The following is a 26,348-nucleotide window of genomic DNA, read 5'->3' as shown; positions in this document are numbered from 1 at the left end:
CGCGGGCGACGAGCGCTGGCGGCAGTTCGCTCCGTTCGAGCTGGTCTGGGCGGGCGGCGTCGCCGGCCGCATCGCCGGCCACGCCATCGGCCAGTGGGAACGCCAGAGCGTGGCACTGGGCGGCGTGCTGGCGCGTTACCGCGAAGGCGCCAGGGCTCGCGAAAAGGTTCGCGAGGCCCGGATGGCGGAGGCCAACCGCCAGGCCGGAACCCGCGGGCCGCGACCGCGATCCTCCGACGATAACGTCGGAAGCTAACTCGCCTCGCATGAAAGTGAGCGATATTTCCGGCCAGAGGTGTAACTTTGCCGTCGCCGGCCCGTAATTGGAACGAACGAGATCCCCGTCTCGACTGCCATGGGAGACCATCATGATCGATCGCCGCTATCTGCTCACCACCGCCGCCAGCCTGGCCGCGCTGCTGTCCTTCAGCTGGTTGCGCGGCACCTCCGCCACCGCTGCCGAGGAGAAATTCGAGGTCGAGAAGACCGATGCCGAGTGGAAGAAGCAACTGACCCCGGCGCAATATGACATCCTGCGCAAGGAAGGCACCGAGCGGCCGTATTCCAGCCCGCTCAACAAGGAACACCGCAAGGGGACCTTTGCCTGCGCCGGCTGTGACAACGCGCTGTTCGCCTCGGAAACCAAGTTCGAGAGCGGCACCGGCTGGCCGAGCTTCTACCAGCCGTTGCCCGGCGGCGTCGGCGAGCGCAAGGACTCCACCTTCGGCATGGTGCGTACCGAGATTCACTGCCGCCGCTGTGGCGGCCATCTCGGCCACGTGTTCGACGACGGCCCGAAGCCGACCGGCCTGCGCTACTGCATGGATGGTTTCGGGATGGTCTTCAAACCGGCGGTGCCTACCGCGAGTTAACCATCCGGGGTACGGGTTCGTCCCGGCAATTATTACCTCGCTAGGCAAATGTGCCCCGGTCCCAGGACCGGGGCATTTTTGTTAGTTCGTTGAAATAACGAACATAATTCTCTTGGCACGGGGCTTGCGACACCACCTTCGACAGCGGCTGTGAATTGGCAGAACCGGCGGGCCGCCCGGATCGAAGTTGGAGACGATGTAATGGGTATCTTCGGCGCTCTCACCACGTCCGTCGCGGGCCTGCGGGCGAATTCCTATGCGTTGGAAAACATCTCCGGCAACATCGCGAACTCGCAGACCACGGCGTTCAAACGAATCGATACCAGCTTCATGGATCTGATTCCCGATACCGGCAACAATGCGCAGCTCGCCGGCTCCGTGACGGCGGGATCGCGTAGCACCAACACCATCGCGGGTTCGGTAACCTCATCGTCGGTGTCCACCTACATGGCGATCAATGGCGACGGTTTCTTCGCCGTACAGAAGCCTGGCAGTTTTGCCGACAACAGCCCGATCTTTACCGGCGTCAACAACTACACCAGGCGAGGTGACTTCTCGCTCGACAAGAACGGCTATCTCGTCAACGGCGCCGGCTATTATCTGGAAGGCGTCAAGATCGATCCCACCACCGGCAATCCGGCCGGCAGCACGCCGCAGGTTCTGAAATTCCAGAATGACTTTCTGCCGTCGCAGCAGACCACCAAGATCGATTACCGCGCCAACCTTTCCAGCTACCCGCTGACCACCAAGCACAATACCGCCGTGCCCGGCTCGGAATTGCTGCGGCCGGCCGATTTCGCGCAGAACCCCCGTACGCTGGGCACCGCGGCGACGCCCTATTCCAACACGGGCGTCACCGGCAATACGCGCAACAATTTTGCGACGACGCCGGTGCCGATTTCCGCGAGCACCGCGCTGGTGAGCGCCTCGGGCACCGATTCGTTGCCGACTGGTTTCGCTGACGGCGATACGCTGACCTTGAAGGTCACCAATGGCGGCACCACGGTGACCAATACTATTCAGTTCTACGCATCCCCTTCGGTGGCAGGATCAACGGCGGGCACAACCTATATCAATCTCGCTGGCGCGACGGTCGGGAGCCTGCTGACCAAGATCGACACACTGAGCGGCTCAACGACGCCGTCAACCGTCTCCGCCACCGGCGCGATCACGCTGAACTCGGGCGCGGCGAATGATATCTCGCTGGTTGCTGGTACGTCGTCGACGTCGGTGGCCGCGTTCCAGGCGCTTGGCTTCACCGGCACCGTGACGGCGTTGCGTGCCGGCGGCGGTACGGCGGGCACCGGCGTGGTGATTGGCAGCGACAACCAGACCTTTCTCGACGAGTCGATCAGCGGCGGCGCGGCGACCGCCTATGACGGCAATGGCGCGCCGGTCAATCTGCAGTTCCGCTGGGCCAAGGTGGAATCGGCGACGCAGGGCGGTACCGATACCTGGAACCTGTTCTACCAGACCAATCCGGCGGCCACCGGCACCACCGTCGGCTGGCAGAATGTCGGCACCGATTTCAAGTTCGGGCCGAACGGCCAGATGCAGCCGGTGATCGGCCAGATCACGCTGAGCGGTTTGACGGTCAGCGGCACCTCGCTCGGCAATGTCACCATGGCGTTCGGCACCGGGGGCCTGACCCAGTTCGCCGATACCAACGGCAACGCTCAGGTCAATCAGCTGCAGCAGGACGGCTACGCCGCCGGCCAGTTGCAGAGCGTCTCGGTCAGCAACAATGGCCGTGTCGTCGGCGCCTATTCGAACGGCCGCAACATCGATCTCGCCGAGGTCAGCGTCGCCACCTTCAATGGCGCCAACTTCCTGAAGCGGCTCGATGGCGGCGCCTTCGAGACGACCAATGAATCGGGCAGCGCGTTGTACGGCAAGGGCGGCAGCATCTCGGGCTCGTCGCTGGAATCCTCCAACACCGACATCGCCGACGAATTCACCAAGCTGATCGTCACCCAGCAGGCCTATTCCGCCAATACCAAGGTCATCACGACGGCAAACACGATGGTTCAGGATCTTCTGAACGTCATGAGATAGGCCCGCGGTCCCCCGTGGTCCCTGAGATCGGCAGTATGTCATGAGTCTGAACGACGCCCTTTCCATTGCAATGGCCGGCCTGCGCGCCAACCAGGCGTCGATGGCGCTGGTGTCGTCGAACGTCGCCAACGCGGAAACCCCGGGTTACGTCAAGAAGACGATCGATCAGGTCACCACCAACACCGGATCGGTCGGCACCGGCGTCAATATCGTCGGCGTCAATCGTGAGCTCGACTCCTATGTGCAGGCGCAGCTGCGCACCGAAACCTCGGGCGCCAGCTACGCCACGCTGAAGTCGAGCTTTCTGCAGCAGATGCAGAGCCTGTACGGCAATCCGGATTCCACCGGCACGCTGGAGACGGCCTTCAATGGCCTCACCACCGCGGTGCAGGCGCTGTCCACCAGCGCCGACAGCGCGTCGGCGCGGATCGGCGTCGTCAACGCGGCCAATGCGCTGGCGCAGCAATTGAATTCGATGACGCGCGGGATCCAGACGCTGCGCGGCGCGGCGGAAACCGGCATCAGCGATTCCGTCAACACCGCCAACGGTCTGATGCAGCAGATCGCCACCATCAACAACCAGCTGGCGAGCAACCCGAACGGCGGCACCTCGACCGATGCCCCGACCGCGGCGCTGCTCGACCAGCGCGACCAGTACGTCACCCAGCTATCGCAGCTGATGGACATTCGAGTCACCACCAACGGCGCCAATCAGGTCACCGTGTTCACCGGATCCGGCGTGCAATTGGTCGGCAATGAAGCGGCGAAGCTGTCGTTCAACGCGCAGGGCACCGTGACTCCCAATACGACATGGGACGCCAATCCGGCGATCAGCAATCTCGGCTCGATCTCGGTGACCTATGCGAATGGCGGGTCGATCGATCTGACCAAGAGCATCAAGTCCGGCAAGATCGCGGCCTATGTCGAACTGCGCGATAGCTCGCTGGTCGAGGCGCAGAACCAGCTCGACCAGTTCGCGGGCTCGATCTCCAGCGCGCTTTCAGACACCACCACGGCGGGCACGGTGGTGACGACCCTGCCAAGCACGCAAACCGTTGCCCTCAACGCGGCCGACATGAAGGCCGGCAACGTCATGCATCTGACCTATCTCGATGGCAACAATGCCGAGCAGCAGATCTCGTTCATGCGGGTGGACAATTCCAACGCGCTGCCGCTGTCCAATTCCGCGACCGCCGATCCGAACGACGAGGTGTTCGGGATCGATTTTTCCGGCGGCGTCGCCTCGGTGGTCAACCAGCTCAACGCCGCCATGAACGGCCGGGTGCAGTTCTCCGGGACGTCGCTCGCTGCGATCACTGTGCAGAACAATCCGGGTTTCTCGACGATCACCGCCGCATCGGTGACCAGCACGGCGGCGACGAATTCATTGTCGGCCGGCAGTGCCGCGCTGTCGCTTTTCACCGACAATGGCGCGGCCTACAGCGGCGCGATCACCGGCACCGGCTCGCAGGTGACCGGGCTGGCCGGGCGCCTCACGGTCAATGCGGCGGTGGCCTCCGACCCGTCGAAGCTGGTGCTGTACGGCACCGGTACGGCGGCGGGCGACACCACGCGGGCCAATTTCATCCTTCAGCAGTTGAGCAGCGCGACCTTCACCTATTCGCCGCAGTCCGGCGTCGGCGGCGCGCCGTTCAAGGGCACGTTGCTGAGCTACATGCAACAGTTCACCAGCGCGCAGGGCGCCGCCGCCAGCGCGGCGTCGCAGCTCGCCGATGGCCAGAACGTGGTGCTCAACACGCTGCAGCAGAAGATGACGGCGACGTCGGGCGTCAATATCGATGACGAGATGGCGCATCTGCTGTCGCTGCAGAACGCCTATTCCGCCAATGCGCGGGTGATGTCGACCGTCAACGACATGTACAAGACCCTGATGCAGGCATTCTGAGGTAGATCATGACCATCGATGGCGTAAGTGGACGAACATCCTACATCGGCTCGGGCATTCTCGACCTGCGCAGCCAGCTCGATACGCTCACCCAGCAATTGGCGAGCGGCAAGGTCTCCACCACCTATGCGGGGCAGGGCAGCGGACGCAGCCTGGCGATCGGATTGCGATCGCAGCTCGCCAAGCTCGATAGCTATGCCGATACCGCGGTCAATGTGAACACGCGCATCCAGGTCGCGAACCTGTCGCTGCAGCGGCTGGCTGATATCGGATCCTCGGTGAAGGGCGCGGCGGTCAGCGCGGGCAGCACGCTCGACAATACCGGCCAGACCGCCGGCCAGAAGACCGCGTCGCTGGGCTTTTTCGACTCGGTCGACATGTTGAACGCGCAGTCCGGCGACCGCTATCTTTTTTCCGGCCGCGCCACCGACACCGCGCCGGTGGCGCCCGCCGACCAGATCATGAATGGCAACGGTGCCACCATCGCCGGCCTGAAGACGGTGATCAGCGAACGCAAGCAGGCCGATCTCGGCACTGGCGGTCTTGGTCGCGTCACCACCTCGATGGGCGCGACGGCGACCTCGGTGAAGATCACCGAAGATGACCCGACCGGCCCGCTGACGGCGCCGCCGCTGCCGCCGGCGGCGCAGCCGTTCGGCCTCAAGCTCACCGGAGTTTCGACGGCGATTGTTGGCGCATCGGTGACGCAGCCGGTCGACCTGCCAGCCACGGTGCCGCCGGCGGTCCCGGCCGCGGCGGTGTCTAAATCGATGTCGGTCGATCTCGGGACGACCAATCCGCAGATCGGCGACCAGGTCAAATTCACCTTCCAGCTGCCCGACGGCACTTCCGAGGACGTGGTGATGACGGCGACCGCGACGGCTAAGACGCCAATGGACGCCAACACCTTTCTGATCGGGGCCACCACCGCGGCTACCGCCGCCAGCCTGAACACCGAGCTCGGCAAGTCGATGTCGGCGCTGGCCAACGGCCCGCTGGTGGCGGCCTCGGCGATGGCCGCCGGCAAGGATTTCTTTGGCGAACCGCCGATGCGGGTGAGCGGCACGCCGCTCGGCGCATCGACCACGCTGGTAGCGGGCACCAAGGCCAATACCGTGATATGGTATCAGGGCGAAACCGGCACCGATTCCGCCCGCGGCACGGCCGTGGCGCAGGTCGATCAGGGCATCACGGTGCAATATGGCGCCCGCGCCGACGAACAGGCGTTGCGGTCGCAGTTGCAGAACGTCGCGGTGTTCGCGGCGGTGACGACGTCCGCGACCGATCCCAACGCCAATGCCCAGATCGCGGCGCTGAACCAGCGCGTGGCGCAGAACCTGGCGACGGTTCCGGGCACCCAGACCATTCAGGATATCCAGGCCGATTTCGCCGGCGCTCAGGCCTCGGTGAAGGCCACCACCGATCGCCAGGTGCAGACCAAGGTGATCTCGCAGACGATGCTGGACTCCATCGAGGGCATCAACAATGACGAGGTCGCCACCAAGATCCTGGCGCTGCAGACCGCGCTGCAGGCGTCGTATCAGACCACCTCGAAACTGTACCAGATGAGCCTGGTCAAATTTCTCTAGCAGTTAGCACGGAGCCGCCGCGCTTCAACAGCTGGTCGTAGGCAGCTAACGTCGCCGGCTTCAGGTCTCGGTCGCCGCCTGCTCCGCGCACCATTTTTGCCACATGCCGCGATAGGCGGCCTCGATGTCGCGCGAAAATCGGGCAAAATCCATCATCGGGCTGTTGGCCATGCGCTGGCGCAGGCCGTGGCGCACCGCGCGCAGCGCCGCCGCATCGCTCGCCAGCCGCGTCGCGCGCGCCACGTAGTCGATCTCATCCTGCGCGATCAGTTCGGGCTGGCCGATATTGCTGAGGATCGAGACGCCCATGCGTCCGGTAAAATATCCGCCGGCCAGCGCGATCACCGGGACGCCCATCCACAGCGCGTCGAGCGATGTGGTGCCGCCATTGAACGGGAACGGATCCAGCGCGATGTCGATCCGGTCATACAGCACATACTGGTTGGCGAGTTTTCGCGGCTCCAGCAGGACGCGGTCGAGCGGCAGGCCGAGGCGTTCGAGCCGGGCCAGCGTCGCGTCGCGGAACGTCGGGCCATCGATGCCGACAATCTCCAGCAGCAGCCGGGCGGTCGGCACGTTCATGAGGATCTCGCCCCAGCGCGCCAGCGTGCGGTCGCTCACCTTGGAGAAATTGTTGAAACAGCCGAAGGTGACGTAGCCATTGTCGTCGCTCGGCGGATGGTCGATCGGCGCGGGAAGGTCCGTGCGCGGCTGGTACACACAGAAGGTGGACGGCAGGCGCCACAGTGTCTCGGTGTTGAAGTGCTCGGTCATGCCGACCGGGTCGGTGTAGGGATCGGTAATGCGGTAGTCGATGGCGCTGACGCCGGTGGTGGTGGTGAAGCCCAGCCAGGTCGCCTGGATCGGCGCGGGCTTGCGGGCGAACACCAGCAGGCGGTTGAGCGCCATGTGGCCGGACATATCGACCAGGATGTCGATGCCGTCGGACTCGATCAGGTCGGCGGCGGCATCGTCCCCGAGATGGCGGATGTTGCGCCAGTGGTCGAAATGCGGCTTGAGCCGGGCGGTGATCTGGTCTTCCTGGATGGTCGTCGCGTAGGCAAATAATTCGACGGCGCCGTGGTCGTGCCGCAGCAGCAGCGGCTCGAAGAAATAATTCACGGCGTGAAGGCGAAAATCCCCGGAGACGTAGCCGATCCGCAACCGGCGGTCGGGATCGGGCGTGTTGGACAGCGGCCGGCGGCGGAGCAGGGGGGCTGCGATCTCGCGGTCGAAAATGCGGGCCTGCTCGACCACCCTCTCATGCGGCACGTCGGTATAGCCGAGGATCATGATCAGGTTGTTGTGCGCCAGGATCAGATCCGGGACCAGCGCGATCGCCGCCCGGTAATATTTGATCGCCTCGAGGTTGCGGCCCTGACTTTTCAGATTGCCGGCCAGATTGCTCATGGCATCGGCGTAGTCGGGCTTGATGTCGAGGGCCTGGCGATAAAGGCGCTGGGCCCGCTCGAGATCGCCTTTCTCGGTGACGGCATTGCCGAGGTTGTTGCAGGCTTCCACCAGCAGCGGATCGAGGCGCACGGCTTCGGAAAAATGCCTGATCGCCTCATCGACCCTGTGCAGTTCGAGATAGATGGCGCCGATGTTGTTGTTGGCCTTGGCGGCATGGGGTCCGAGTTCAACGACCTTGCCGTAGCATTCGATCGCCGCGTCGAGGTGACCTTGACCCTTGTGCAGATTGCCAAGGTTGATCCATGCGTCCTGTAAACCCGGTTTCAGTTCGGTGGCACGCTTCAGGTGAAACTGGGCCTCGTCGAGCTGTCCCTCGCGCTGCAGCGCCGAACCGAGGTTGTAATGCGCTTCGGCGAAGGCCGGGTCGACCGCCACCGAGCGCCGGTAGCACGCGATCGCCCCGGCAATCTCGCCGGTATCCCGCAGCAGCGTACCCAAGTTGCTGTGCGCGAGGGCGAAGGCCGGGTCGAGTGCGATGGCCTGTTCGTAGCACGCGGTCGCCAGGGCGATCTCGCCGGTCTTCTTGTAGAAATTGCCGAGATTGTTGTGGGCGTTGGCGCTGTCGGGCTGCAGCCGGAGGTTTTCGCGGTGCTGCGCCAGCGCGGCGTCGGCCTGGCCGTGATCCATCAGGACAGTGGCGAGGTTGTTGCGGGCGTCGAGGTCGCCGGCGTTGAGGCGGATGGCCTGTTCGAAGGCTGCGATCGCCTCGTCGCGGCGCCCGGCCGCGGCCAAAGCGCTGCCCAGATTGCCGTGAAACGCCGCGACGCCGTTGGACATCGCGATAGCCCGCGTGATCAACCCGACCGCGATGGCCGGCCGGCCTTCCTGGATCGCCAGTACCCCCGCCATGTGCAGGCTGTCGACATGGTCGGGGTCCTCGGCGAGAATCCGCTCGAAGATCTCGCGGGCTTGCGCCAGCCGTCCCGACTTCTGGTGTTCCACCGCCTGCTGCTGCGCGTCGGCGTGGCCGATCCGCAGCCGCAGCGCGTCCGCCGCGGGACCGCCGAGGCCGCGGCTGAGCGCCTTGTCCAGGATCGTGCGGGCGTCAGTCGCGGAACCAGTCAGCAGCAGGGCTTCCGCGAAGGAGAACCAGTGCTGCGCCTCGCCGGGATTGGCCTGCAAGGCGGCCGTCAGCAGCGCCAGCGCGTTGCGCGGCTGCCCGCGCCGCAAGCTGACCAGGCCGAGACCGTGATTGGCGCCAGCATCGTGGGGATCGGACTTCAGCACGCTGCGAAACAGCCGTTCCGCCTCCGCGATCCGGCCGGCACCGAGATGCGTCAGCCCCTTGCGGGTCGCCTTGTTGTCGGAGCGGGCAGGTGCGTTCATCTGGTGACCGGTCAATCGGAACATCGTGATCGGCAGCATAGGTGATTCGGACGCCGTGGCCGCGCCGCCGCCTTCCTGGCTTGCGGCGTCAATCTGGCACCGGACGCGCGCGGTACCATTTCCTGCGGTTCATTGGCAAAGGCATTTCGATACCGCGAATATTGCCGTTCTGTTCCACGACAACATGTTTGCAGGGGGCGGTCAGTTACCGGTCGCACTCATGAAGTGTAGTTTTCCTCATCAATTCAACCAAGAGTATTCCGCCTCATTGAAGATACGTCATTCGTAGCCGAGCTACAGAGGTAACATTTTATTCGGAAAGTTACTTCCGATCGTTCGCTAGTATCTCGATACAGGCGACGCAAGAAACATCAGTCTCCGTGTGGCCGCGCCACCGCCTTCCTGGCTTGCGGCGGCAATCTGGCACCAGACGCGCGCGGTACCATTTCCTGCGGTTCATTGGCAAAGGCATTTCGATACCGCGAATATTGTCGTTCTGTTCCACGACAACATGTTTGCGGGGGGGGCGGTCGGTTACCGGTCGCACTCATGAAGTGTAGTTTTCATCATCGATTCAACCAAGAGTGTTCCGCCTCGTCGAAGATCCGTCATCCGCGCCGAGCTACGAAGGTAATATTTTATTCGGAAAGGTACTTCCGGTCGCTCGATAGTATCTCGATACAGGCGGCACAAGAATGATCAGCATCCGTGTGGCGGCTGCGCGGCCTTCCTGACTTGCGACCGCAATCCGCACCAGACGCGAGCGGTTCCGTTTCTCGGATGACCTTGGGCAAAGGCATTTTGATACCGCGAATATCGTCGTTCTGTTCGACGGTGACATGTTTTTGGGTGATTGTCGGCCACCGGTCGTACTCATGAAGTGTAGTTAAGTCGCTGGATTCAACCATGAGTATTCCGCCTTATTATCCGAGGTAAAATTATACTGTAGTCGAAAAGGCGCGTCATTCGCGCCGAACTACAGAGGTAATATTTCATACGGAAAGGTACTTTCGATCGCTGACTAGTATCCGCATACAGGCGGCTAAAAAAAAGATCGCTGTCCATAAAAAAATTATTCGAGCTCGCGTCACCGCCGCTACAACCAAAAAGGTTTTTCGATACCAGAGGCGATCATCAGTATCGGCATCAGGCATATTCGAAAAGCATTGATTCGATTGCACAAATATAACCAGACGTAGCGTTGAGGTAATATTGTGGGGGAGAATCGAAGTGTAGTTGCTCGTTCTGCGAGTGATGAATTCGCGTGTTTCGTTTCACGTCTTGTTAGACTCTGCGGATCATCTTCCCAGCATCGGTCAAGAAGATCGAAGTTTAGTTTACCAGGAAGGTATCCAACATGTCCGGCATCACACTTACGTCCGCAGTCCGTCAGAACTTGCTCTCGCTGCAGTCCACCGCATCGCTTCTGTCGGAAACCCAGAACAAGCTCTCGACCGGTAATAAGGTCAATTCCGCGCTCGACAACCCGACCAATTTCTTCACCGCGTCGTCGCTGAACTCGCGTTCCAGCGACATCAACAATCTGCTCGATGGTATCGGCAATGGCGTGCAGATCCTGCAGGCCGCCAACACCGGCATCACCTCGATCCAGAAGCTGGTCGATTCCGCCAAGTCGATCGCCAACCAGGCGCTGCAGACCACGGTCGGCTACGTCAAGTCGTCGATCACCAGCGTTGCCAACGCCACCTCGACCGCGTCGAACCTGCTCGGCACCGCGACCCCGACCACGGCAACCTTCACCGGCTCCGCGGCGACCAACCGCCTCAACACCCCTGCTGCGATCACTGGTGCCACCACGCTTTCCGGCGCTGTCAACAGTGACTCGTTGTCGACCGCCTTCGCCGCCGGCGATACCCTGACCATCAATGGCCAGACCCTTAGCTTCACGGCATCGGGCGCTTCCGGTGCTAATCAGATCGACATCACCGACACGGTCACCAGCCTGCTCGGCAAGATCAACGGCCTGACCGGCGGCTCCGGCTCTTCGGTGTCCGGCGGCAAGCTGCTCATCGACACCGGCACCACTTCGGACCTGTCGATCACCAGCTCGAACGCGGGTGCGCTGGCGGCTCTCGGCCTCGGCACCGGCGTCACCCAGGCGCGTACGCCTGGTGTCCCCGCGCTGCAGGGCAAGACGTTGACGATCGGTGCGACGGGCGGCGGTGCCGCGACATCGATCACCTTCGGCAGCAGCGCTGGTCAGGTCTCGACGCTGGACGGATTGAACTCGGCGCTGTCGGCGAACAATCTGCAGGCCAGCCTCGACACCACCGGCAAGCTGACCATCACCACCACCAACGACACGGCGTCGTCCAACATCGGTACCATCGGCGGCACCGCGTCCACCACGTCGTCGATCGGCTTCAACGGCCAGAGCGTCGTCAACGCCGTCAAGGATCCGACCTCGCAGGCCACCCGCGCCAGCCTGATCACCCAGTACAACCAGGTGATCGACCAGATCACCACCACGGCGCAGGATTCGTCCTTCAACGGCGTCAACCTGCTCAATGGCGATACTCTGAAGCTGACCTTCAACGAAACCGGTACCTCCAAGCTCAGCATCGCGGGCGTCGGCTTCGGCCCCGGCGGTCTCGGCCTCTCCAAGCTGACGGCGGGCACCGACTTCACCGACAACGCGGCGGCCAACAAGACCCTGGCAACCCTGACCACGGCGGCTACCTCGCTGCGCTCGCAGGCCTCGAGCTTCGGTTCGAACCTGTCGGTCGTGGAGATCCGTAAGGACTTCGCGAAGAGCCTGATCAACGTGCTGCAGACCGGTGCGTCGAACCTGACGCTCGCCGATACCAATGAGGAAGCGGCCAACAGCCAGGCGCTGTCGACCCGCCAGTCGATCGGTGTCTCCGCGCTGTCGCTCGCCAATACCGCCCAGCAGGGCGTGTTGCAGCTGCTGCGCTAAGTTCGGCGCAAGCAACCAACGAATAAAGCGGTGGGGAAACCCGCCGCTTTTTCTTTTTGTTAACCATCAGCGTGGCTAACTCTGCCGTTGGAGAAGCGCGATGGCATTGAGAATTAGGCTGGAGCCGCAAGAGTGGCTAATGGTCGGCACCAGTCGTGTGCTCAATATCTGGAATGAAACTGCCAAGTTAAAAATCCACGGCGCGGGACCAGTCCTTCGGCAAGAACATACGCTATCCGAGGACGATGCCGACTCATCTGCGAAGCGAGTTTATTACGCTGTGCAGACAGCTTACTTGGGCATCAATTCGAACCTCGACGCATATTTTGACTTGGTAGATGCTCTCCTTAAAGAAAACCCGGAATCAAGCGACATCGTTCAAATCGCAAATGATCATATCTCCAAGGGATCATTTTACGGTGCCTTGCTGGAGTACCGAAAACTTATCGGGCCTAAGTCCAGATGATGCGCAGTCCATCATTGGCCTGCATTTCACTTCGGATCCGGCGCCGGCTTCCAAATCGATCGACGGAGCGCCAAGATTCTCGTCCTGCGGCGCGTCGATCAAGCGGTCCAAGGTGAACTTCGGATCGCCCGCTTTCCCGTCGCCTGTGACCACATATTTATTTTCATCCGCATCAAACGCAGATGGCGCAGGCCTTCGCTAAGGCCTCGCATCAACAGATTTTTCCGAAGTGTAATTAGCTACTCCACAAGCCTATTTTCAAAACGGTTCCGATGCCTGATGGTGAGATCAGAAAGGCATCGCGCGCGTTTGGTCGATTTGGCGCCGGATTTCCGTTAGGCCGCCAGCCGCCTTGATCGTAGCACGAACATCTTCAGCGCGACGGTGCAGTTCTGACGCCCCGCCCATCGCCTCTAGCGCTTTTTCGGAATCGACCGAAAATAATTGTTTTACTGTGGAAGTAGCGTCCGGACTTTTGCCATCACTTCGCTTACGACCTCGCCAGGACAGCGCCCCTTCGATTGAGACCCGCGATCGTACCAGGAAATGCTTTTGATCTGGTCGCTAATTACCCAGCCGGTAAATTCGCAGCCGTCCGGGATGACCACTTGGAAGTTATTGTGCTTATCCTGAGTGGTGACTGGACAGGCAATGCAAAGGCGCGAGAACTCATTGTACCGCTTGGGGCTCAAAACGAGTGCAGGACGCGAGCCATCTTGCTCGCGCCCTGCCTGAGGATGGAAATTGACCCAGATGAAATCGCCCACGTCGGGGCAATAAGGTTCACCAGACTTCGTTTCCGACAGGTCCGCCCGTGCCAATTTCGCCATACAAATTCTCGGTTGTCATGCCCGCCAATAACTGGTCCAGCGTGTAGACCGGACCAAGCACTGGTGTCACCACCAACGAGCCATCTTTTACAGTGATTTCAGCAGCTTTACCTTCAAATACGTCTAGTTCCTTTGCGAAGGCAGCAGGGATTCTCAGGGCAATACTGTTGCCCCACTTCGAGAAATGCGCGTTCATGGAACTCTCCCAGAGCCAGCACTTACACCATCAATATCTATCAATCACAACTGGCTGGCTCTACAATGAAGATACACCAATCTTTGTTTCACGCAATCAAGAAAAGGTTTGATCCCATTATCGATAGTTAATGTGGTGTGCTGCCACAGGACGTGCGCGTTCATACCCACACGGAAATGCATTCATGCATACACCAATTCATAAATGCACCCTAGCATTTAATAAGATTGATTATCGAACGTCAGGGTTTTCGGATTTGAACAACTCCCAGACATCACGCGGGATGCCGGTACCGATGCGATCGAACCACGCTTTGCGCTCGTGATCCTCCATGGCGTTCCACCACGCCATGCCGGCGATGTCGTTCTCAGATGGTTCGTTCGGTTCTGTGGTCATGTTGCCCTCGCCTATCAGCCGCCTCCACCACGCCAGCGCTCGCTGTAGCGCCGAGTCGGAGCCGCCTTTTCTGTCCTCGCTAAGCCCCTTTCTAAATTTGTTGGCCGTGGGGGGACAATTTTTTCCCCCTGTACCTGACGAAGGCGCCGCCCCCGCTGCAGCCATGACGACCACTCGGCCGAGATGATCCGGACGAGGTTCGACAGATTTTTCCGCCCCGGCCTGGGTCTCCGCTCGATCATCACCAGCCCGTCACGGGCCGCCACCCGGAGCGTCCGCTGCGCCAGCTTCCTGCACACGCCGGCCCTTGCTGCCAGTTCGGCCAGGCTCCGATCGCAGAGACCGTGCTGCGCCACCTCATCCCCGACAATCCGGAGCACCGCCAGCTCGCCGACGGTGAAGCGGGAGGCCATAGCCGGCGGCAGCGGCCCCGACGCTGCCAGGTGCCGCCTGCGCTCGATCGAGGCCCGGCGATCGGGGGAACGCTGCTCCACCCTCTCAGGGAAGGCCGTCCATGCACGTTTGCGGTTCTGGGCCTCCGGAGTGCCCGGCATCGGAAATAACGCGCTCTGCGCCTCGGGTGGTGGCTGGCGTCGCTGGTGGAGGCGTTCGGCAAGTTCCTGAGCCTCGCCATCGAGCAGGTGGCCGGCGGCATGGGCCTGCCACAGCGTGCGTGACAGGTGGTCGATCTGACGCGGGTGCGCGGCGTCGATTGCGCTCTTGAGCGCGGCTCGGAACATAGTTTGGCCCCTTCGGGCCGCCGACGTCAGGGCAAAGCAATCTCGTCACCGGAAACGACGTTTCCGATTGACTCCCGAAATGGGATCAGCGAGGTTGGGGAGGTCAGGTGACCCCAAGTCGCTTATGAATTTTCCGGCCCTTCAGTCGCCAAACTGAGGGGCCGTTTGCTTTTCCGGGTCTGTCTGCGGCTGTTCAAATCCTCAGATGCAGGTCGCGCGATTGCAGCCTGGTGCCAGACGGCATCCGGCACAGTGCGCATTAAGGGGTGATTTGGCGATTCGTGACCAGCAAAAATCTGTAACCAGGGGCAGCGGCGGCCCCTGGTTTGATTCTTCGGCATTAGTTCAAACGCTCGGCGAATAATCCTTAGCCTGCATCCAGCCTGCATTTTCAGGCCACCCCGTCAGGCAGGTGATTCCCTCACCTGTGAAATTGACCGCTCCTGCTACCTCACCACACCCCCACACCCCCTAGACGGGTGGTGGTGGGGGTGCTGTTGGAGGGCCTGTTTCCCCGCCCTTTTCTTTTGCTGATAACTGCCCTTCTCGCTATTCTTCTGCTTTCGGAATTACGGCGAGGCTGATCCGGTCCTTCGGGTAGACCTGATCGAAGCGATCGTGCTGACGGCACCAAGCAGCGGCGGCCGGCGACAGCCATTCGGTCAGTTCGACCATCTTTCCGTGATGTTTGGCCAAGTTCCAGGCGATGATTGGCTCGTGATGGGCAATCCTGTTGCGCAGGATCCGAATAGGGGTCAGCGGACCGGCAAAATCCTTACGCAGGACTCCCTTGCCATTCGGCTTCCGGGCAACGCGATGCAGGGTCGTCTTCCACAGTTCGTCATAGGGCGTGCCGAACATCGCGGTCCAGAAGCTGAAGGTCACCTCAGCGACGATTCGGCCGGGCGTCGCGTCGCGTCCGTCGCGCGTGATGTCGTCGATCGCCGCGGCAATCTGGTCGGGCTGTCGGTCCCCCAGCAGGAGGCCATCGTCGTGAAACCAGCCGTCATGAAGGGCTTCTGTCATCACAGCGTGCACCTTATTGCGCAGCGCCACCTCAAGCATTTGGAGCGGAATGTAGAGACTTTCGGAGATCAGGCTGTTGAGGGTGTAGAGTTCCAGTGCCCGGCCCCGGTCCCCATCGGCCCAGGCTAGGTAACGGCCAAACCGTTCTAGGGAAAGCGCTTGTTCCAGGTCGGCATGAGATATTTCAGTAGTCATGGGCTAAGGTTTTTCTTGATTTTTCTTCCCCACCCCCTAGATTGGGGAGCGTATACCCCGGGACCGCCTCTGTCTTACGACATGCACCCGGGGTAAATTTTTAGGTAGACGCTTTCCGGAGACCCGCCGGCGTCTCCCGAGCCGTCCTAGCCGCCTTCTTCGCCGCCTTTTCAGCCGCAAAGTCTGGCTCCAGCGCCTTCACCCGCTGCACTAGCCCATCCAGATGGTAGAGGTTGCTGTTCCAGTCCCCTGCAGCGGTCTTGCGCTGCTCACGGCGGATCAGACCCGCCGTTTCAAGATCGCGGATGTTGTTCTGGATCGTCTTTTCGGTGACGCCGATCCGCTGGGCCAGGTCCCGCTTAGTGGGAAACGGCTTTCGTGATGGCTCTCGCCAGTAATCCAAAAGCTGAACGATGATATTGAATTGGGTGGTGTTGATGCCGAGCCGACGCTGGCCCTGGATCAGCACGGACGGGATGCCGGCGTAGCCATGCCCGCAAACGGCCTTGCCCCAGATCTTCTCGACGGACGAAGCGGGCTTCGGCGCCGCCCCCGCGGAGGCTGGAGTGGGAAAGGTAAGTACTGTATTTGGCGGCGCTGTCTCGGTCATGGTTGATCTCCTGAAGCCGAGTTACGCCTGCAAAAACTAGCTTTCAATGGGACCCGGACAGACGGGTAGGGAAAACGGCGGGGCCACCTGTATTGCTATAATTGAGCTGCTTGCCGAATAGCGCTGCACAGTAACGATGCTTAGCTGGCCGGCTTTCGCCCTCACCTCAGGAAATACACTTCCTGTCTGGTGGGGAAGCAATTTTCCCGACCATTCAGCCATTTTTTTTCAATAAGCAGACTATAGCAGACCAGCGCCAGCGTGATCCTGAAATAGTTCGGCATCACGGACGTATCCGCGCAGCGTTTCGACAGACTTGTGGCGCGACTGCTCCATCATTTTGAAGATGTTGGCGCCGCGCTTTGCGGCCGACGTCAGGAAGCCCGCACGCAGGCTGTGACCGGCGAACGATGCCGGGTCGAGCCCTGCCCCTTCGGCCGCTTCTTTGACGATGTTCGCCACACTGCGATCGCTGAGGCGCGCAGCAGCCACACGGCCCGCCTTGTCGACCGGACGGAACACCGGCCCCTCGGTAATGCCGGCGGCCTCCAGCCATGCTCTGACGGCCTTGACGGGGCACGCCCGTGCACCGCGGGGAATGGCGATGCTGTGGCCTGCCCCTTCCTGATCCGTCTTGGACCGGCCGATGGTGACACGGTAGCCCTCTTCGCTCTCCTGCAGGTCGGCCACGTCGAAGGCGACGATCTCCGATCGGCGGCAGGCGCTGGCGAAGCCAAACAGTAGGAGGGCCCGGTTCCGCAGGGCGCGCAGGCTCTCCCCTTCGATCGCCGCGACCATCGCCATTGTCAGATCGCCGGTGGCCGGCGCTTTCTTGACCGGCTTGGCGCCGATGATGCGACGGATGCCGCGCATGGTCGCCTTGACCGATTCCGCATCGGTCGGCGTCGTCTCGCAGGCGAGCTTGTGGAAATACCGGATGGCAGCGCAGCGGCGACCGATGGTCGAGGCCTTGGCGCCCTGTGCCGCCTCCCATGCGAGATAGGACGCTACGGCGGCCGCGGTGGCCGGCATGTGGGAGATCTGGCGCGATCGGCACCACGCCTCGAATGCCGCGAAGTCCGACCTGTAGGCCTTCCGGGTCGACTCAGCCTTGTCGGCCAGGGCGTAGTCGAGCGCCCGCTCGATGTCGGCCTGGTGGACGGCTGGCAGGCTGGTGGTGATGTCGACAACGGCGAGCGCTTGCATGGCAAATTCCCCCTGAGATCGGTTCCGAGAAAATCAATTACCGGACGCTATCCGTGTAAGGACAGTGCTGCAACATTATAGCGCTAGAATGTTATAACACTTTCGTGTTATGACGCTGCCTTGGGGCCGCGCTTGCGGCGCTCGGTCGGGGCGTGGCCATGCTCCTTTAATACGGCGTCGATGCCGTCCATTAGCACGTCGTGCACCTTGCGATCTTGGGTAAGGGCGATCTCCTGCAGCTTCCGATAGCTGGCCCGCGGGACGTATAGACTGGTGTGCACGATGTCCGGCCCCTTGGGCTTCAAGGCTGGCGACGGCGCGGCTGTCGCGGTGGCGGGCGCTTCAGGTTCCGGCTCGGAGCCGGGCATCAGTGAGCCGATGATCGATGGCCTACGCGACATTGCTCATTTTCCCCTTGGTCCGCTGATCGACCCAGGCCCAGAGGGCTTGCACCTCCTCAGCGGCCTTGCCGGTCGGATTGTATTCGGTGACGCCAGTGCCGCCGGCGAGTGCGTCCTGATGGTCGGCGCGGGCGGTGATGATCGGTTCGGCAAGCAGCCCAAGCAGGCCGAGGCCGGCGGCCGCTTCTGAGGCTCTGGTGTTCCGGCCCGGTGGCGCCTGATTGATGACGAATGCCAGCGGTCGGCCGATACGCTTCACGGCTTCGACCGTCGGCCAGGTGGCGACGATATCGATCCGGGAAGGCCGGGCAGGGATCAGGCAAAGGTCGGCCGCGTTCACGGCGAGATTCGCCGCGGTGTTGGCGATGCCGGGTGTGTCGAGAATGCAGAGGGTGAAACCCTTGGCCGCAAGGGCCGTCAGGATCGACGGGAGCTGCGCAATCTGATCAGGGCCGAGCCGATCGACCGCGGGCGTCTCGGCCTGCCGTTCGTCTCCCCAGGCACCCAGCGAGCCTTGCGGATCTAGGTCGAGGGCGATGACGGTTTCGCCGGCCTGAGCGGCCGCGACGGCCAGAGAGGCCGCCAACGACGTCTTGCCGACGCCGCCCTTTTGACTAGTGAAGGTGATGGTTCGCATCTTGCTCCCCCGCAAATCGCGTAGTGTCATAACACCAAAGCGTGAAAGCGTAAAAGCATTGTAAGGCCACGGCGCTGCGATGCTGTAGCGCTACAATGCTAAGGCGTTGAAACGTCGCTCTATTTTGCGTGTATCCGGTCGAGACGGGTACTAGAGTTTGATTTAAGGGCCATGTTCACATAATGTCCTGTCAACGGTGGACCCAGGTTCAGGTCTTCCCGGACGCAAAAACGAGCGAACCCCACCTCGCGGGCAGCGGGCAGGGTTCGGAACTAGGGCGACATTGATGCTAGGTGACACTGCAACAATGCCAGAATCGGGTCTCGGTTTCAACCGTTGCTCCGGCGCATTTGCCCCCAACATGGGGGCCTTGAATGGCCGGAACATTCGCGCAGTGGCAGCCTGAGTACGAAGCTCGAGGCATCCCGACTTTCCCGTTCACAGCGAGCGGCGACCGCAAGCGACCATCGGTCCGCGGGTACGCCCGCATGGGTATGCCGGCCAGCCGCCAGCTCTCCCTGAGCTATCCCAACGCCGACGGGCTGGCTTGCCTCGCCGGTGCTCGAAACAAGCTGACGATCCTGGACGTAGATGCGAAGGGTGCCGAGGGCGAGCGCCTGCTTGCCGACGCACAGCGTCAGTATGGCCCTTCGCGGTTTGTCGTTCGGACCGGCAGCGGTGGCTTTCATGCCTATTATCGCCACAACGGCGAGGGCCGGTGGATCCGACCGGACAAGCAACGGCCGATCGACATCCTGGGTGGCGGGCCAGTGGTGCTGCCCCCGTCGCAAGGGGCGATTAAGAAATACGAGATCATCCACGGCAGCCTCGACGATCTGGTCGCCCTGACGAAGCTGCGCGGCATCGAGACACCGCTGACGGGGCTGGTGCCAGCGCCAGTGAACGACAATGCCGAGCCCCAGGAAGTAAGGGTCAGCGATGTCGACCTGCGCCGCGTCCAACCGGGCGAACGCGACGATATTTTTTATCAGGTAGTGGCCCGCCTCGCTAAGAGGTGCTTCGAGGGCGGAGCAACAAAAGGCGATTTACTGGCCGCGGCCCGCGCGAAGAACGGCGAGTTTCCGATCCCGCTGACCGATGCCGAGGTGGTCGCGAAGTGCGATTACTGGTGGCGAAAGACGGTCGAGGGCGCCAACCGTTTCGGCGTTGCGGCCGCCGGCGGCGAAGCACAGCGATCCGTCATGATGGACGAATACACGTTCACGCGGGTGATGCCGCTTGGCGCTGACGCGCTCTCGCTGTTCATGACCGTACGGATGAAGAACTGGGGCAGGGATTTCTACGTCGCCAACGCGATGCACGCCCATATGCCGACGCCCGGCGGTGGCAGTTGGACGCTGGCTCGATTCAAAAATGCCCGAAAGGCCCTGATCGCCGCCGGGATCATCCGTCAGGTCAAACAGCACAATCGATTTGCTGGTGAGGCAACCATGTATCAGTGGGGGTAGGGACCAGCACCACCTCCCCCAGAGAGGAGGGTGTAGTGTTTCTTATAGGGGTATGATTTCGTACCCCCCTGACCCTGTGGCGAGATAAATGCCCGCCAACCTGCACTCTCCATAAAAGGCGAATAATTTATTTGACCAAGGAGGCGACGTGGAAATGCGGATCGACCGCGACAAAGCGGAGCGCATGATCTCACAGATGTTGCGGGACGATGGAAGCTGCAGCCGGCGGCCGCGAATGATCTGGCCGCCAGCGTGATCCGTCGTCTTGTGAGCAGCATGTCGACGCCAGCCGCGCCGCAGCTCAATGGCTATCGTGTCATCCCGCGAGGGATGCAGGATGCCGACGGCTTCATGGCTGCTCTCACTGAGAAGTATATCGACGCGGATTACAGGGTCGCTGCTGGGATCTGGGACATGGTCTATGATCGTTGCCGCGATCTGCCGCCGACGGTAGCGGACCCCAGCTCTTACTGAGGGGTGGTGCCGGCATCGGCCCTGGGGCGTCGAGATAGCCGGGAAAATCATGGGCACAGGGTGGTGCGCCGCGTCCCCCGGCATCACCCTGCGACCCTCTCCGTTGAAGGTCGAGGTAGCTTCCGAGAATGCGGGTTATCGGAAGCAAGGCCCGCCATCGCTGGCGGGCTTTTTCGTTTCTGCCAATGATGGCATGTCCTCAAAGAAAAAACGTTGCAGAATAGCGTCATAGTGTTATAACTTTAAAAAGTTTTAACGCTAAAATGGAGCGGACGCATTGGCCGACAAGCAACATCAGAACGGCTGGATTCAGGTCCGCTGTCCGCAGGAAATCACTTACGAAGTGAAGCGCGCCGCCAAAGCCCGCAACATGACGGCTTCCGACTTCGTCCGCTATGCAATTGTGAAGGAGATCGCCAGCAGTCACCCGCAAGCCGCCTGATCATGTCAAAACTAACTAAAAAGCCAGCAAGAACAGTGACGCTTGATCCTAACCCCAAGGGCGAACTTAAAGCGCTCGCGGGCAGCAACGACGACAAGTGGAACCTGCGACTTGCCAATCTCGTCGTAGAAGCCTGCGCTGCGAAGACCGACGAGTCGACCACGGCAATGTGCCGCGCAATGGTGTCGTTAGCGCCGGCAGATCCGGTCGAGGGCATCATCGTTGCCCAATTGCTGGCGGCTAATGAAGCTTCACTCTCGATGTATCGGCTGGCCTGGGCACAGCCGCCGGAGTATTTCCAGGCTCGCGCGAAATATATGCAGCTGGCCGACAAGGCGTCGCGTACGGCCCTGATGTTGACCGAGCGGCTCGACCACCACCGCGGTCGAGGGCAGCAACAGATCGTGGTGAAGCACGTCACCGTCAACGCCGACCAGGCAATGGTTGCGGAAACCATCACCACTGCGCCGGCCCTGCAATCCAGATCGCAGCCGACCCTCGACCAGGTTATGCAGCCGGATCTAGTCGGGGGTGGCGGGGGGCAGGAAACGAAATGACCGACAACCCCATGCACCGATGCAACGAGGCCCCAAGGTGCGGGGCTAAATCGAAGCGCACCGGCCTGCCTTGTCAGTCCCCGGCAGTCCGCAGCCATCGTGTCTGTCGGATGCACGGCGCTGGCGGTGGCGCTCCGAAGGGTAAGGCCAACGGCAATTTTCGGCATGGTGGACGGACTAAGGAGACAGTTGATGCCACACGATACATCAACGAACTCGCCCGGTTGGTGCGCGGCAACTAGCTAGGCTACGCCCCGTGCCCGCCCCTCCGCCGGCGCGCCGACGTTGGACTATATGGGTGGCGTTCGTGTCTCTACAGATTGCAATCATGAATGTTTGGCAAGTTAGGGTACCGGCGAGATCGGTCAGCAGATCACCGGGATCCAGGCGGCGACCCAGGAGTCGGTCGGCGCGATCAAGGAGATCAGCGGCACCATCGAGAGACTGGCCGAGATCTCGACCACCATCGCTTCGGCGGTGGAGGAGCAGGGCGCGGCTACGCAGGAGATTTCCCGCAACGTGCAGCAGGCCGCCCAGGGCACCCAGCAGGTCTCCTCCACATCACCGACGTGCAGCGTGGAGCCAGCGAAACCGGATCGGCCTCGTCGCAGGTTCTGTCGGCGGCGCAGTCTCTGTCGCGCGACAGCAATCGCCTCAAGATCGAAGTCGGTAAGTTCCTCAACACCGTACGCGCCGCTTAAGCAACAAAGCCCGGCTCCTCATCGAACCGGGCCACGCAATAAACATCATCGTGGGCAGGCAGCCTCTCGCGATGAAGCAATGGCTGCGATCCGCGCCGCGTGGAATGCGACGGACGCCGAGCTGGCCACCATCCGGTACAGCCAGGAGTGGACGGCCAACAAGTACGCCCTATGGGCCGCTGGCTATCGCGACAAGCTAGGGAAAGGTCCTATCCGGTGCCGGTGCGGCGTGATGTTCGATGCCGACAGCCACGAGGAAAGCCGTTGATCGGCTGGAAGCAGGCACCGGCGCCCGAATAGCTTAAGGCCCCGCCATGTCGGCGGCGTTGCGCTTGTGCAGCACCGCCGACTGAATGTAGCCGCTCGTCGTATCGAACTTTTTATGGCGTAGTTGTTGCTGGATCAGGTGGCCGGGGGCGTCGTTCACGGGCCGACGTTGCCAGTCCGGACCGTAGGCTGTGACCGGCAAAACGCTTTGCAGAGGCAGTAGCATCAGCTTCGCTCGCTCCACCATCTATGGCGCCGGCGACAATGGGGCGAAGTGCCGAGGCCGGCGGGTGCTGTGCCTGCCCGGCATGCTCACTCCCGATAAGCTCTGTTATCGGGCGCCAGGAGCCCGAAAGGCAAAAGGCCCCGCCGGTGAGGGCGAGGCCTTTGTAGAGACGCTGCCAGCGGTTTGCGATCACCCCTAGGCAGTGGCCAAGGGCTTTGAGGCCTTGGACTTAAATGCCGGAGGAAACCGCCCGGCGACAGGCGTAATATGGGTTTGCTCACTCTCGCAAATTTAACCTTCCCTTAACCCGTCCGTTCAATTCGCCATAAGTCGCGGGAACCAGTTGCATTGAACGAATGATCTTCACACTTCTTTACACGGTCTCCTTCATGCTGCCGGCCGTCGCTGGAAGAATTTCAGTGACATGTAAAAACAGAAGGTTTCAGAAATGTCCGACATCACTCTCTCGTCCGCCGTCCGCCAGAACCTGCTCTCGCTGCAGGCCACTGCATCGCTTCTGTCGGAAACCCAGAACAAGCTCTCGACCGGTAACAAGGTCAATTCGGCGCTTGATAGCCCCACCAACTTCTTCACCGCGTCGGCCTTGAACTCGCGTTCCAGCGATATCAACAATCTGCTCGATGGTATCGGCAACGGCGTGCAGATCTTGCAGGCCGCCAACACCGGCATCACCTCGATCCAGAAGCTCGTCGACTCCGCCAAATCGATCGCCAACCAGGCGCTTCAGACCACGGTCGGCTACGTCAAGTCGTCGATCACCAGCCTTGCCAACAGCACCTCGACCGCGTCGAACCTGCTCGGCACCGCGACCCCGACAGCCGCAACTTTCACCGGCACGGCCGCAGTCAATAACCTGACTACTCCGGCTTCGATCACCGGTACCACGTCCCTGACCACTGCTGCGAACTCCGACTCGCTCACGTCGGGCTTCTCCTCGGGTGACACCCTGACCATTAATGGCCAGACCCTGTCGTTCGTGGCTTCCGGTGCTGCTGGTGCCAATCAGATCAACACCAGCGATACCGTTACCACCCTGTTGGGCAAGATCGATGGCCTGACCGGTGGAACGGGTTCGGTGGTGACGGCTGGCAAGCTCGCCATCAACACCGGGACGACTTCGGATCTGTCGATCACCAGCTCGAACGCGAATGCGCTGACGGCTCTCGGCATCAGCGGCGGCGTCACCCAGGCACGTACGGCCGGTGTCCCTGCGCTGCAGGGCAAGACGTTGACGATTGGTGCGACGGGCGGCGGTGCCGCAACGTCGATCACCTTCGGCAGCAGCGCTGGTCAGGTCTCGACGCTGGACGGATTGAACGCGGCGCTGGCGACGAACAATCTGCAGGCCAGCCTCGATACCACCGGCAAGCTCAGCATCACCACCACCAACGATGCGGCTTCGTCCAACATCGGCACCGTCGCTGGCACCGCGTCCAGCACGGCGTCGATCGGCTTCAACGGCCAGAGCGTCGTCAACGCCGTCAAGGATCCGACCTCGCAGGCTACCCGCGCCAGCCTGATCAGCCAGTACAACCAGGTCATTGACCAGATCACCACCACGGCGCAGGATTCGTCCTTCAACGGCGTCAACCTGCTCAATGGTGATACGCTGAAGCTGACCTTCAACGAAACCGGTACTTCCAAGCTCAGCATCGCGGGCGTCGGCTTCGGCCCCGGCGGTCTCGGCCTCTCCAAGCTGACGGCGGGCACCGACTTCACCGACAACGCGGCGACCAACAAGACCGTGACCAGCCTGACCACGGCGGCTACCACGCTGCGCTCGCAGGCCTCGAGCTTCGGTTCGAACCTGTCGGTCGTGCAGATCCGTCAGGACTTCTCGAAGAGCCTGATCAACGTGCTGCAGACCGGCGCGTCGAACCTGACGCTCGCCGATACCAATGAGGAAGCGGCCAACAGCCAGGCGCTGTCGACCCGCCAGTCGATCGGTGTGTCCGCGCTGTCGCTCGCCAACACCGCCCAGCAGGGCGTGTTGCAGCTGCTGCGCTAAACCTCGGCAGACTGAACGAAACGAAGGCGGCGGGGGAAACCCCGCCGCCTTTTTCGTGCGTTCGGCGGTTTTGCTCCGGCTGCCGCCGGTTGCGGTATCATTTGGCGATTTGTCGCGGCGGGAGAAATCTCGCCGCAATTTTTTTATCGCGTACCCATATACCAATCAAGCCACTGATTTACCGTCGCTTTCCAGCGTATACGCGACGATAATACACGCCAGAGCTTTAAAAAGACGGGTTTATTTTACGCGCCATTAAGTTTTGCGGCCTCATCGTACCTACAGCGCCCAAGAATGGGCGTTCTTGCGTCCAGTAGGAAGGTACCATCGTATGTCCGGCATCACGCTTTCAGCGTCCGTCCGTCAGAATCTGCTCTCGCTGCAGTCCACGGCTGACCTGCTCTCCACCACCCAGAACCGCTTGTCGACCGGCAACAAGGTCAACTCCGCGCTCGACAACCCCACCAATTTCTTCACCGCGTCGGCCCTGAATTCGCGGTCAAGCGACATCAACAATTTGCTCGACGGCATCGGTAACGGCGTGCAGATCCTGCAGGCCGCCAATACCGGCATCACCTCGATCCAGAAGCTCGTCGATTCCGCCAAGTCGATCGCCAACCAGGCGCTGCAGACCACGGTCGGCTATACCAAATCGTCCGTGACCAGCGTCGCGGTCTCCGGCGCCACGGCGTCGAATCTGCTCGGCGACGGCACGTTGAGTGCCGCGTTCACCGGCACGGCGGCGACCGGCACTGCGACGGCCGCCTTCGGAAGCACTACCGCGGCTGCGGGCAGTCAGCTTTATTCGGCGGCCGCCACCGCGGCGACAGGCGCCACCCTGCTGTCCGGCCTGACCGACGTAGCCGGCACCGCTTCGGGCCTCGCTGCCAACGATACGCTGACCATCAACGGCAAGACGATCACCTTCGGAGCTACCGGCGCGCTCGCCGGCTCGGGTACCGCTTATACGCTTGGTATCAATGCGACCGTGACCGACCTGGCCGCGGCCATCGACACCCTGCAGGGCACAACCGGCACGGCGACGACTGGTGGTAAGCTGACGCTGAATACAGGTACGACCGCTAACCTCGCGGTTACGGGTTCGGCCGGCGTTCTGGCCAAGCTCGGCCTGTCCGCGGCAGGCGCCAACACAGCCACCCGCACCGGCGGTACGGTAACCTCGCCGGCCCTTGCTACGGCGACGAAGCTGTCCGGCACCGACAGCACCGACGCGTTGTCGTCGTCATTCGCAGCGGGGGACACCCTGACCGTCAACGGCAAGATCCTGACCTTCACCGCCTCGGGGGCGTCCGGCGCCAAC

Annotated in this window: 24 protein-coding genes and 3 pseudogenes; 15 read left to right on the top strand and 12 right to left on the bottom strand. The window is 61.8% G+C overall.

Going from position 1 to position 26,348, the window contains the following annotated elements:
* From Q0S16_RS03230 to Q0S16_RS03210, 5 genes and pseudogenes are all read left to right on the top strand, one after another.
* Nucleotides 1–256, top strand: a pseudogene (locus tag Q0S16_RS03230) (FAD-dependent oxidoreductase); the annotation flags it as partial.
* A gap of 112 nt (nt 257–368) precedes the next feature.
* Nucleotides 369–872: a peptide-methionine (R)-S-oxide reductase MsrB gene (gene msrB, locus Q0S16_RS03225; protein ID WP_295844984.1), complete on the top strand. Its 504-nt coding sequence runs from the start codon at nt 369–371 to the stop codon at nt 870–872.
* Between the two features lie 201 nt (nt 873–1,073).
* Nucleotides 1,074–2,927 carry a flagellar hook-basal body complex protein gene (locus tag Q0S16_RS03220; protein WP_295844981.1) on the top strand — a complete coding sequence of 618 codons (1,854 nt, stop codon included), beginning with the start codon at nt 1,074–1,076 and terminating at the stop codon, nt 2,925–2,927.
* Nucleotides 2,928–2,967: 40 nt separating this feature from the next.
* The gene (gene flgK / locus Q0S16_RS03215) at nt 2,968–4,833 is read left to right on the top strand and encodes a flagellar hook-associated protein FlgK (RefSeq protein WP_295844979.1); all 1,866 of its coding nucleotides are present in this window, start codon (nt 2,968–2,970) and stop codon (nt 4,831–4,833) included.
* Between the two features lie 8 nt (nt 4,834–4,841).
* Complete coding sequence (locus Q0S16_RS03210; protein ID WP_295844976.1) at nt 4,842–6,422, top strand: flagellar biosynthesis protein FlgL; 1,581 nt, start codon at nt 4,842–4,844, stop codon at nt 6,420–6,422.
* A gap of 60 nt (nt 6,423–6,482) precedes the next feature.
* On the opposite strand, the gene Q0S16_RS03205 is transcribed toward Q0S16_RS03210, so the two are convergent.
* A complete protein-coding gene (locus tag Q0S16_RS03205) occupies nt 6,483–9,260 on the bottom strand; it encodes a tetratricopeptide repeat protein (RefSeq protein ID WP_295844975.1) in 2,778 nt (925 codons plus the stop codon).
* Between the two features lie 599 nt (nt 9,261–9,859).
* Entirely contained in the window at nt 9,860–10,129 is a 270-nt protein-coding gene (locus Q0S16_RS03200; protein ID WP_295844973.1) for a hypothetical protein, read from the bottom strand.
* Between the two features lie 449 nt (nt 10,130–10,578).
* Between Q0S16_RS03200 and Q0S16_RS03195 the strand changes: the two genes are divergently transcribed.
* Together Q0S16_RS03195 and Q0S16_RS03190 are read left to right on the top strand one after the other, a co-directional pair.
* Entirely contained in the window at nt 10,579–12,159 is a 1,581-nt protein-coding gene (locus tag Q0S16_RS03195; RefSeq protein WP_295844971.1) for a flagellin, read from the top strand.
* 100 nt (nt 12,160–12,259) lie between these two features.
* Complete coding sequence (locus tag Q0S16_RS03190) at nt 12,260–12,625, top strand: flagellar biosynthesis repressor FlbT (protein WP_295844970.1); 366 nt, start codon at nt 12,260–12,262, stop codon at nt 12,623–12,625.
* Between the two features lie 449 nt (nt 12,626–13,074).
* Here Q0S16_RS03190 and Q0S16_RS03185 read toward each other — a convergent pair whose 3' ends face one another.
* The 9 genes from Q0S16_RS03185 to Q0S16_RS03145 all read right to left on the bottom strand — a co-directional run bounded on the left by Q0S16_RS03185 (nt 13,075) and on the right by Q0S16_RS03145 (nt 18,862).
* On the bottom strand, nt 13,075–13,455 hold the full coding sequence (locus tag Q0S16_RS03185; protein WP_295844968.1) for a type II toxin-antitoxin system PemK/MazF family toxin: 381 nt from the start codon (nt 13,453–13,455) through the stop codon (nt 13,075–13,077).
* A complete protein-coding gene (locus Q0S16_RS03180) occupies nt 13,409–13,651 on the bottom strand; it encodes an AbrB/MazE/SpoVT family DNA-binding domain-containing protein (protein ID WP_295844966.1) in 243 nt (80 codons plus the stop codon). The genes Q0S16_RS03185 and Q0S16_RS03180 overlap by 47 nt, the downstream gene beginning before the upstream one ends.
* 231 nt (nt 13,652–13,882) lie before the next feature.
* Nucleotides 13,883–14,047: a hypothetical protein gene (locus tag Q0S16_RS03175; RefSeq protein WP_295844964.1), complete on the bottom strand. Its 165-nt coding sequence runs from the start codon at nt 14,045–14,047 to the stop codon at nt 13,883–13,885.
* A 14-nt stretch (nt 14,048–14,061) separates the two neighbouring features.
* On the bottom strand, nt 14,062–14,787 hold the full coding sequence (locus Q0S16_RS03170) for a hypothetical protein (RefSeq protein WP_295844962.1): 726 nt from the start codon (nt 14,785–14,787) through the stop codon (nt 14,062–14,064).
* Nucleotides 14,788–15,336: 549 nt separating this feature from the next.
* On the bottom strand, nt 15,337–16,008 hold the full coding sequence (locus tag Q0S16_RS03165; protein WP_295844958.1) for a hypothetical protein: 672 nt from the start codon (nt 16,006–16,008) through the stop codon (nt 15,337–15,339).
* A gap of 100 nt (nt 16,009–16,108) precedes the next feature.
* On the bottom strand, nt 16,109–16,618 hold the full coding sequence (locus Q0S16_RS03160; protein ID WP_295844956.1) for a helix-turn-helix domain-containing protein: 510 nt from the start codon (nt 16,616–16,618) through the stop codon (nt 16,109–16,111).
* Between the two features lie 240 nt (nt 16,619–16,858).
* Nucleotides 16,859–17,824, bottom strand: coding sequence for a site-specific integrase (locus tag Q0S16_RS03155; protein WP_295844952.1), 966 nt, complete (start codon nt 17,822–17,824; stop codon nt 16,859–16,861).
* A 107-nt stretch (nt 17,825–17,931) separates the two neighbouring features.
* On the bottom strand, nt 17,932–18,225 hold the full coding sequence (locus tag Q0S16_RS03150) for a hypothetical protein (RefSeq protein ID WP_295844950.1): 294 nt from the start codon (nt 18,223–18,225) through the stop codon (nt 17,932–17,934).
* Nucleotides 18,215–18,862 (bottom strand): AAA family ATPase, encoded by a 648-nt coding sequence (locus tag Q0S16_RS03145; protein WP_295844948.1) that lies wholly within the window; start codon nt 18,860–18,862, stop codon nt 18,215–18,217. The genes Q0S16_RS03150 and Q0S16_RS03145 overlap by 11 nt, the downstream gene beginning before the upstream one ends.
* 374 nt (nt 18,863–19,236) lie before the next feature.
* Between Q0S16_RS03145 and Q0S16_RS03140 the strand changes: the two genes are divergently transcribed.
* From Q0S16_RS03140 to Q0S16_RS03115, 6 genes and pseudogenes are all read left to right on the top strand, one after another.
* Nucleotides 19,237–20,331, top strand: a complete 1,095-nt coding sequence (locus Q0S16_RS03140) for a bifunctional DNA primase/polymerase (RefSeq protein ID WP_295844945.1) — start codon at nt 19,237–19,239, stop codon at nt 20,329–20,331.
* A 276-nt stretch (nt 20,332–20,607) separates the two neighbouring features.
* Entirely contained in the window at nt 20,608–20,805 is a 198-nt protein-coding gene (locus Q0S16_RS03135) for a hypothetical protein (RefSeq protein ID WP_295844941.1), read from the top strand.
* A gap of 277 nt (nt 20,806–21,082) precedes the next feature.
* The gene (locus tag Q0S16_RS03130) at nt 21,083–21,247 is read left to right on the top strand and encodes a hypothetical protein (protein WP_295844938.1); all 165 of its coding nucleotides are present in this window, start codon (nt 21,083–21,085) and stop codon (nt 21,245–21,247) included.
* A gap of 2 nt (nt 21,248–21,249) precedes the next feature.
* Entirely contained in the window at nt 21,250–21,804 is a 555-nt protein-coding gene (locus Q0S16_RS03125) for a hypothetical protein (RefSeq protein WP_295844936.1), read from the top strand.
* A gap of 351 nt (nt 21,805–22,155) precedes the next feature.
* A pseudogene (locus tag Q0S16_RS03120) lies at nt 22,156–22,505 on the top strand (methyl-accepting chemotaxis protein); the annotation flags it as partial.
* A gap of 79 nt (nt 22,506–22,584) precedes the next feature.
* Entirely contained in the window at nt 22,585–22,773 is a 189-nt protein-coding gene (locus Q0S16_RS03115; RefSeq protein WP_295844935.1) for a hypothetical protein, read from the top strand.
* A 33-nt stretch (nt 22,774–22,806) separates the two neighbouring features.
* On the opposite strand, the gene Q0S16_RS03110 is transcribed toward Q0S16_RS03115, so the two are convergent.
* Nucleotides 22,807–22,998: a hypothetical protein gene (locus Q0S16_RS03110; RefSeq protein ID WP_295844932.1), complete on the bottom strand. Its 192-nt coding sequence runs from the start codon at nt 22,996–22,998 to the stop codon at nt 22,807–22,809.
* Nucleotides 22,999–23,446: 448 nt separating this feature from the next.
* On the opposite strand from Q0S16_RS03110, the gene Q0S16_RS03105 reads away from it, so the two are divergent.
* Nucleotides 23,447–25,027 (top strand): flagellin, encoded by a 1,581-nt coding sequence (locus Q0S16_RS03105; RefSeq protein ID WP_295844929.1) that lies wholly within the window; start codon nt 23,447–23,449, stop codon nt 25,025–25,027.
* A 331-nt stretch (nt 25,028–25,358) separates the two neighbouring features.
* A pseudogene (locus tag Q0S16_RS03100) lies at nt 25,359–26,348 on the top strand (flagellin); the annotation flags it as partial.

This window comes from Tardiphaga sp. (assembly GCF_025356345.1).
GTDB lineage: Bacteria > Pseudomonadota > Alphaproteobacteria > Rhizobiales > Xanthobacteraceae > Tardiphaga.
This window is presented reverse-complemented; position numbering and strand designations above follow the sequence as displayed.

What these genes read in the sequence shown, in the direction of transcription:
- msrB (WP_295844984.1), top strand. Translation starts at nt 369, where the DNA reads ATGATCGATCGCCGCTATCTGCTCACCACCGCCGCCAGCCTGGCCGCG.
- Q0S16_RS03220 (WP_295844981.1), top strand. Translation starts at nt 1,074, where the DNA reads ATGGGTATCTTCGGCGCTCTCACCACGTCCGTCGCGGGCCTGCGGGCG.
- flgK (WP_295844979.1), top strand. Translation starts at nt 2,968, where the DNA reads ATGAGTCTGAACGACGCCCTTTCCATTGCAATGGCCGGCCTGCGCGCC.
- Q0S16_RS03210 (WP_295844976.1), top strand. Translation starts at nt 4,842, where the DNA reads ATGACCATCGATGGCGTAAGTGGACGAACATCCTACATCGGCTCGGGC.
- Q0S16_RS03205 (WP_295844975.1), bottom strand. Translation starts at nt 9,260, where the DNA reads ATGCTGCCGATCACGATGTTCCGATTGACCGGTCACCAGATGAACGCA.
- Q0S16_RS03200 (WP_295844973.1), bottom strand. Translation starts at nt 10,129, where the DNA reads ATGGTTGAATCCAGCGACTTAACTACACTTCATGAGTACGACCGGTGG.
- Q0S16_RS03195 (WP_295844971.1), top strand. Translation starts at nt 10,579, where the DNA reads ATGTCCGGCATCACACTTACGTCCGCAGTCCGTCAGAACTTGCTCTCG.
- Q0S16_RS03190 (WP_295844970.1), top strand. Translation starts at nt 12,260, where the DNA reads ATGGCATTGAGAATTAGGCTGGAGCCGCAAGAGTGGCTAATGGTCGGC.
- Q0S16_RS03185 (WP_295844968.1), bottom strand. Translation starts at nt 13,455, where the DNA reads ATGGCGAAATTGGCACGGGCGGACCTGTCGGAAACGAAGTCTGGTGAA.
- Q0S16_RS03180 (WP_295844966.1), bottom strand. Translation starts at nt 13,651, where the DNA reads ATGAACGCGCATTTCTCGAAGTGGGGCAACAGTATTGCCCTGAGAATC.
- Q0S16_RS03175 (WP_295844964.1), bottom strand. Translation starts at nt 14,047, where the DNA reads ATGACCACAGAACCGAACGAACCATCTGAGAACGACATCGCCGGCATG.
- Q0S16_RS03170 (WP_295844962.1), bottom strand. Translation starts at nt 14,787, where the DNA reads ATGTTCCGAGCCGCGCTCAAGAGCGCAATCGACGCCGCGCACCCGCGT.
- Q0S16_RS03165 (WP_295844958.1), bottom strand. Translation starts at nt 16,008, where the DNA reads ATGACTACTGAAATATCTCATGCCGACCTGGAACAAGCGCTTTCCCTA.
- Q0S16_RS03160 (WP_295844956.1), bottom strand. Translation starts at nt 16,618, where the DNA reads ATGACCGAGACAGCGCCGCCAAATACAGTACTTACCTTTCCCACTCCA.
- Q0S16_RS03155 (WP_295844952.1), bottom strand. Translation starts at nt 17,824, where the DNA reads ATGCAAGCGCTCGCCGTTGTCGACATCACCACCAGCCTGCCAGCCGTC.
- Q0S16_RS03150 (WP_295844950.1), bottom strand. Translation starts at nt 18,225, where the DNA reads ATGTCGCGTAGGCCATCGATCATCGGCTCACTGATGCCCGGCTCCGAG.
- Q0S16_RS03145 (WP_295844948.1), bottom strand. Translation starts at nt 18,862, where the DNA reads ATGCGAACCATCACCTTCACTAGTCAAAAGGGCGGCGTCGGCAAGACG.
- Q0S16_RS03140 (WP_295844945.1), top strand. Translation starts at nt 19,237, where the DNA reads ATGGCCGGAACATTCGCGCAGTGGCAGCCTGAGTACGAAGCTCGAGGC.
- Q0S16_RS03135 (WP_295844941.1), top strand. Translation starts at nt 20,608, where the DNA reads ATGTCGACGCCAGCCGCGCCGCAGCTCAATGGCTATCGTGTCATCCCG.
- Q0S16_RS03125 (WP_295844936.1), top strand. Translation starts at nt 21,250, where the DNA reads ATGTCAAAACTAACTAAAAAGCCAGCAAGAACAGTGACGCTTGATCCT.
- Q0S16_RS03115 (WP_295844935.1), top strand. Translation starts at nt 22,585, where the DNA reads ATGGCTGCGATCCGCGCCGCGTGGAATGCGACGGACGCCGAGCTGGCC.
- Q0S16_RS03110 (WP_295844932.1), bottom strand. Translation starts at nt 22,998, where the DNA reads ATGCTACTGCCTCTGCAAAGCGTTTTGCCGGTCACAGCCTACGGTCCG.
- Q0S16_RS03105 (WP_295844929.1), top strand. Translation starts at nt 23,447, where the DNA reads ATGTCCGACATCACTCTCTCGTCCGCCGTCCGCCAGAACCTGCTCTCG.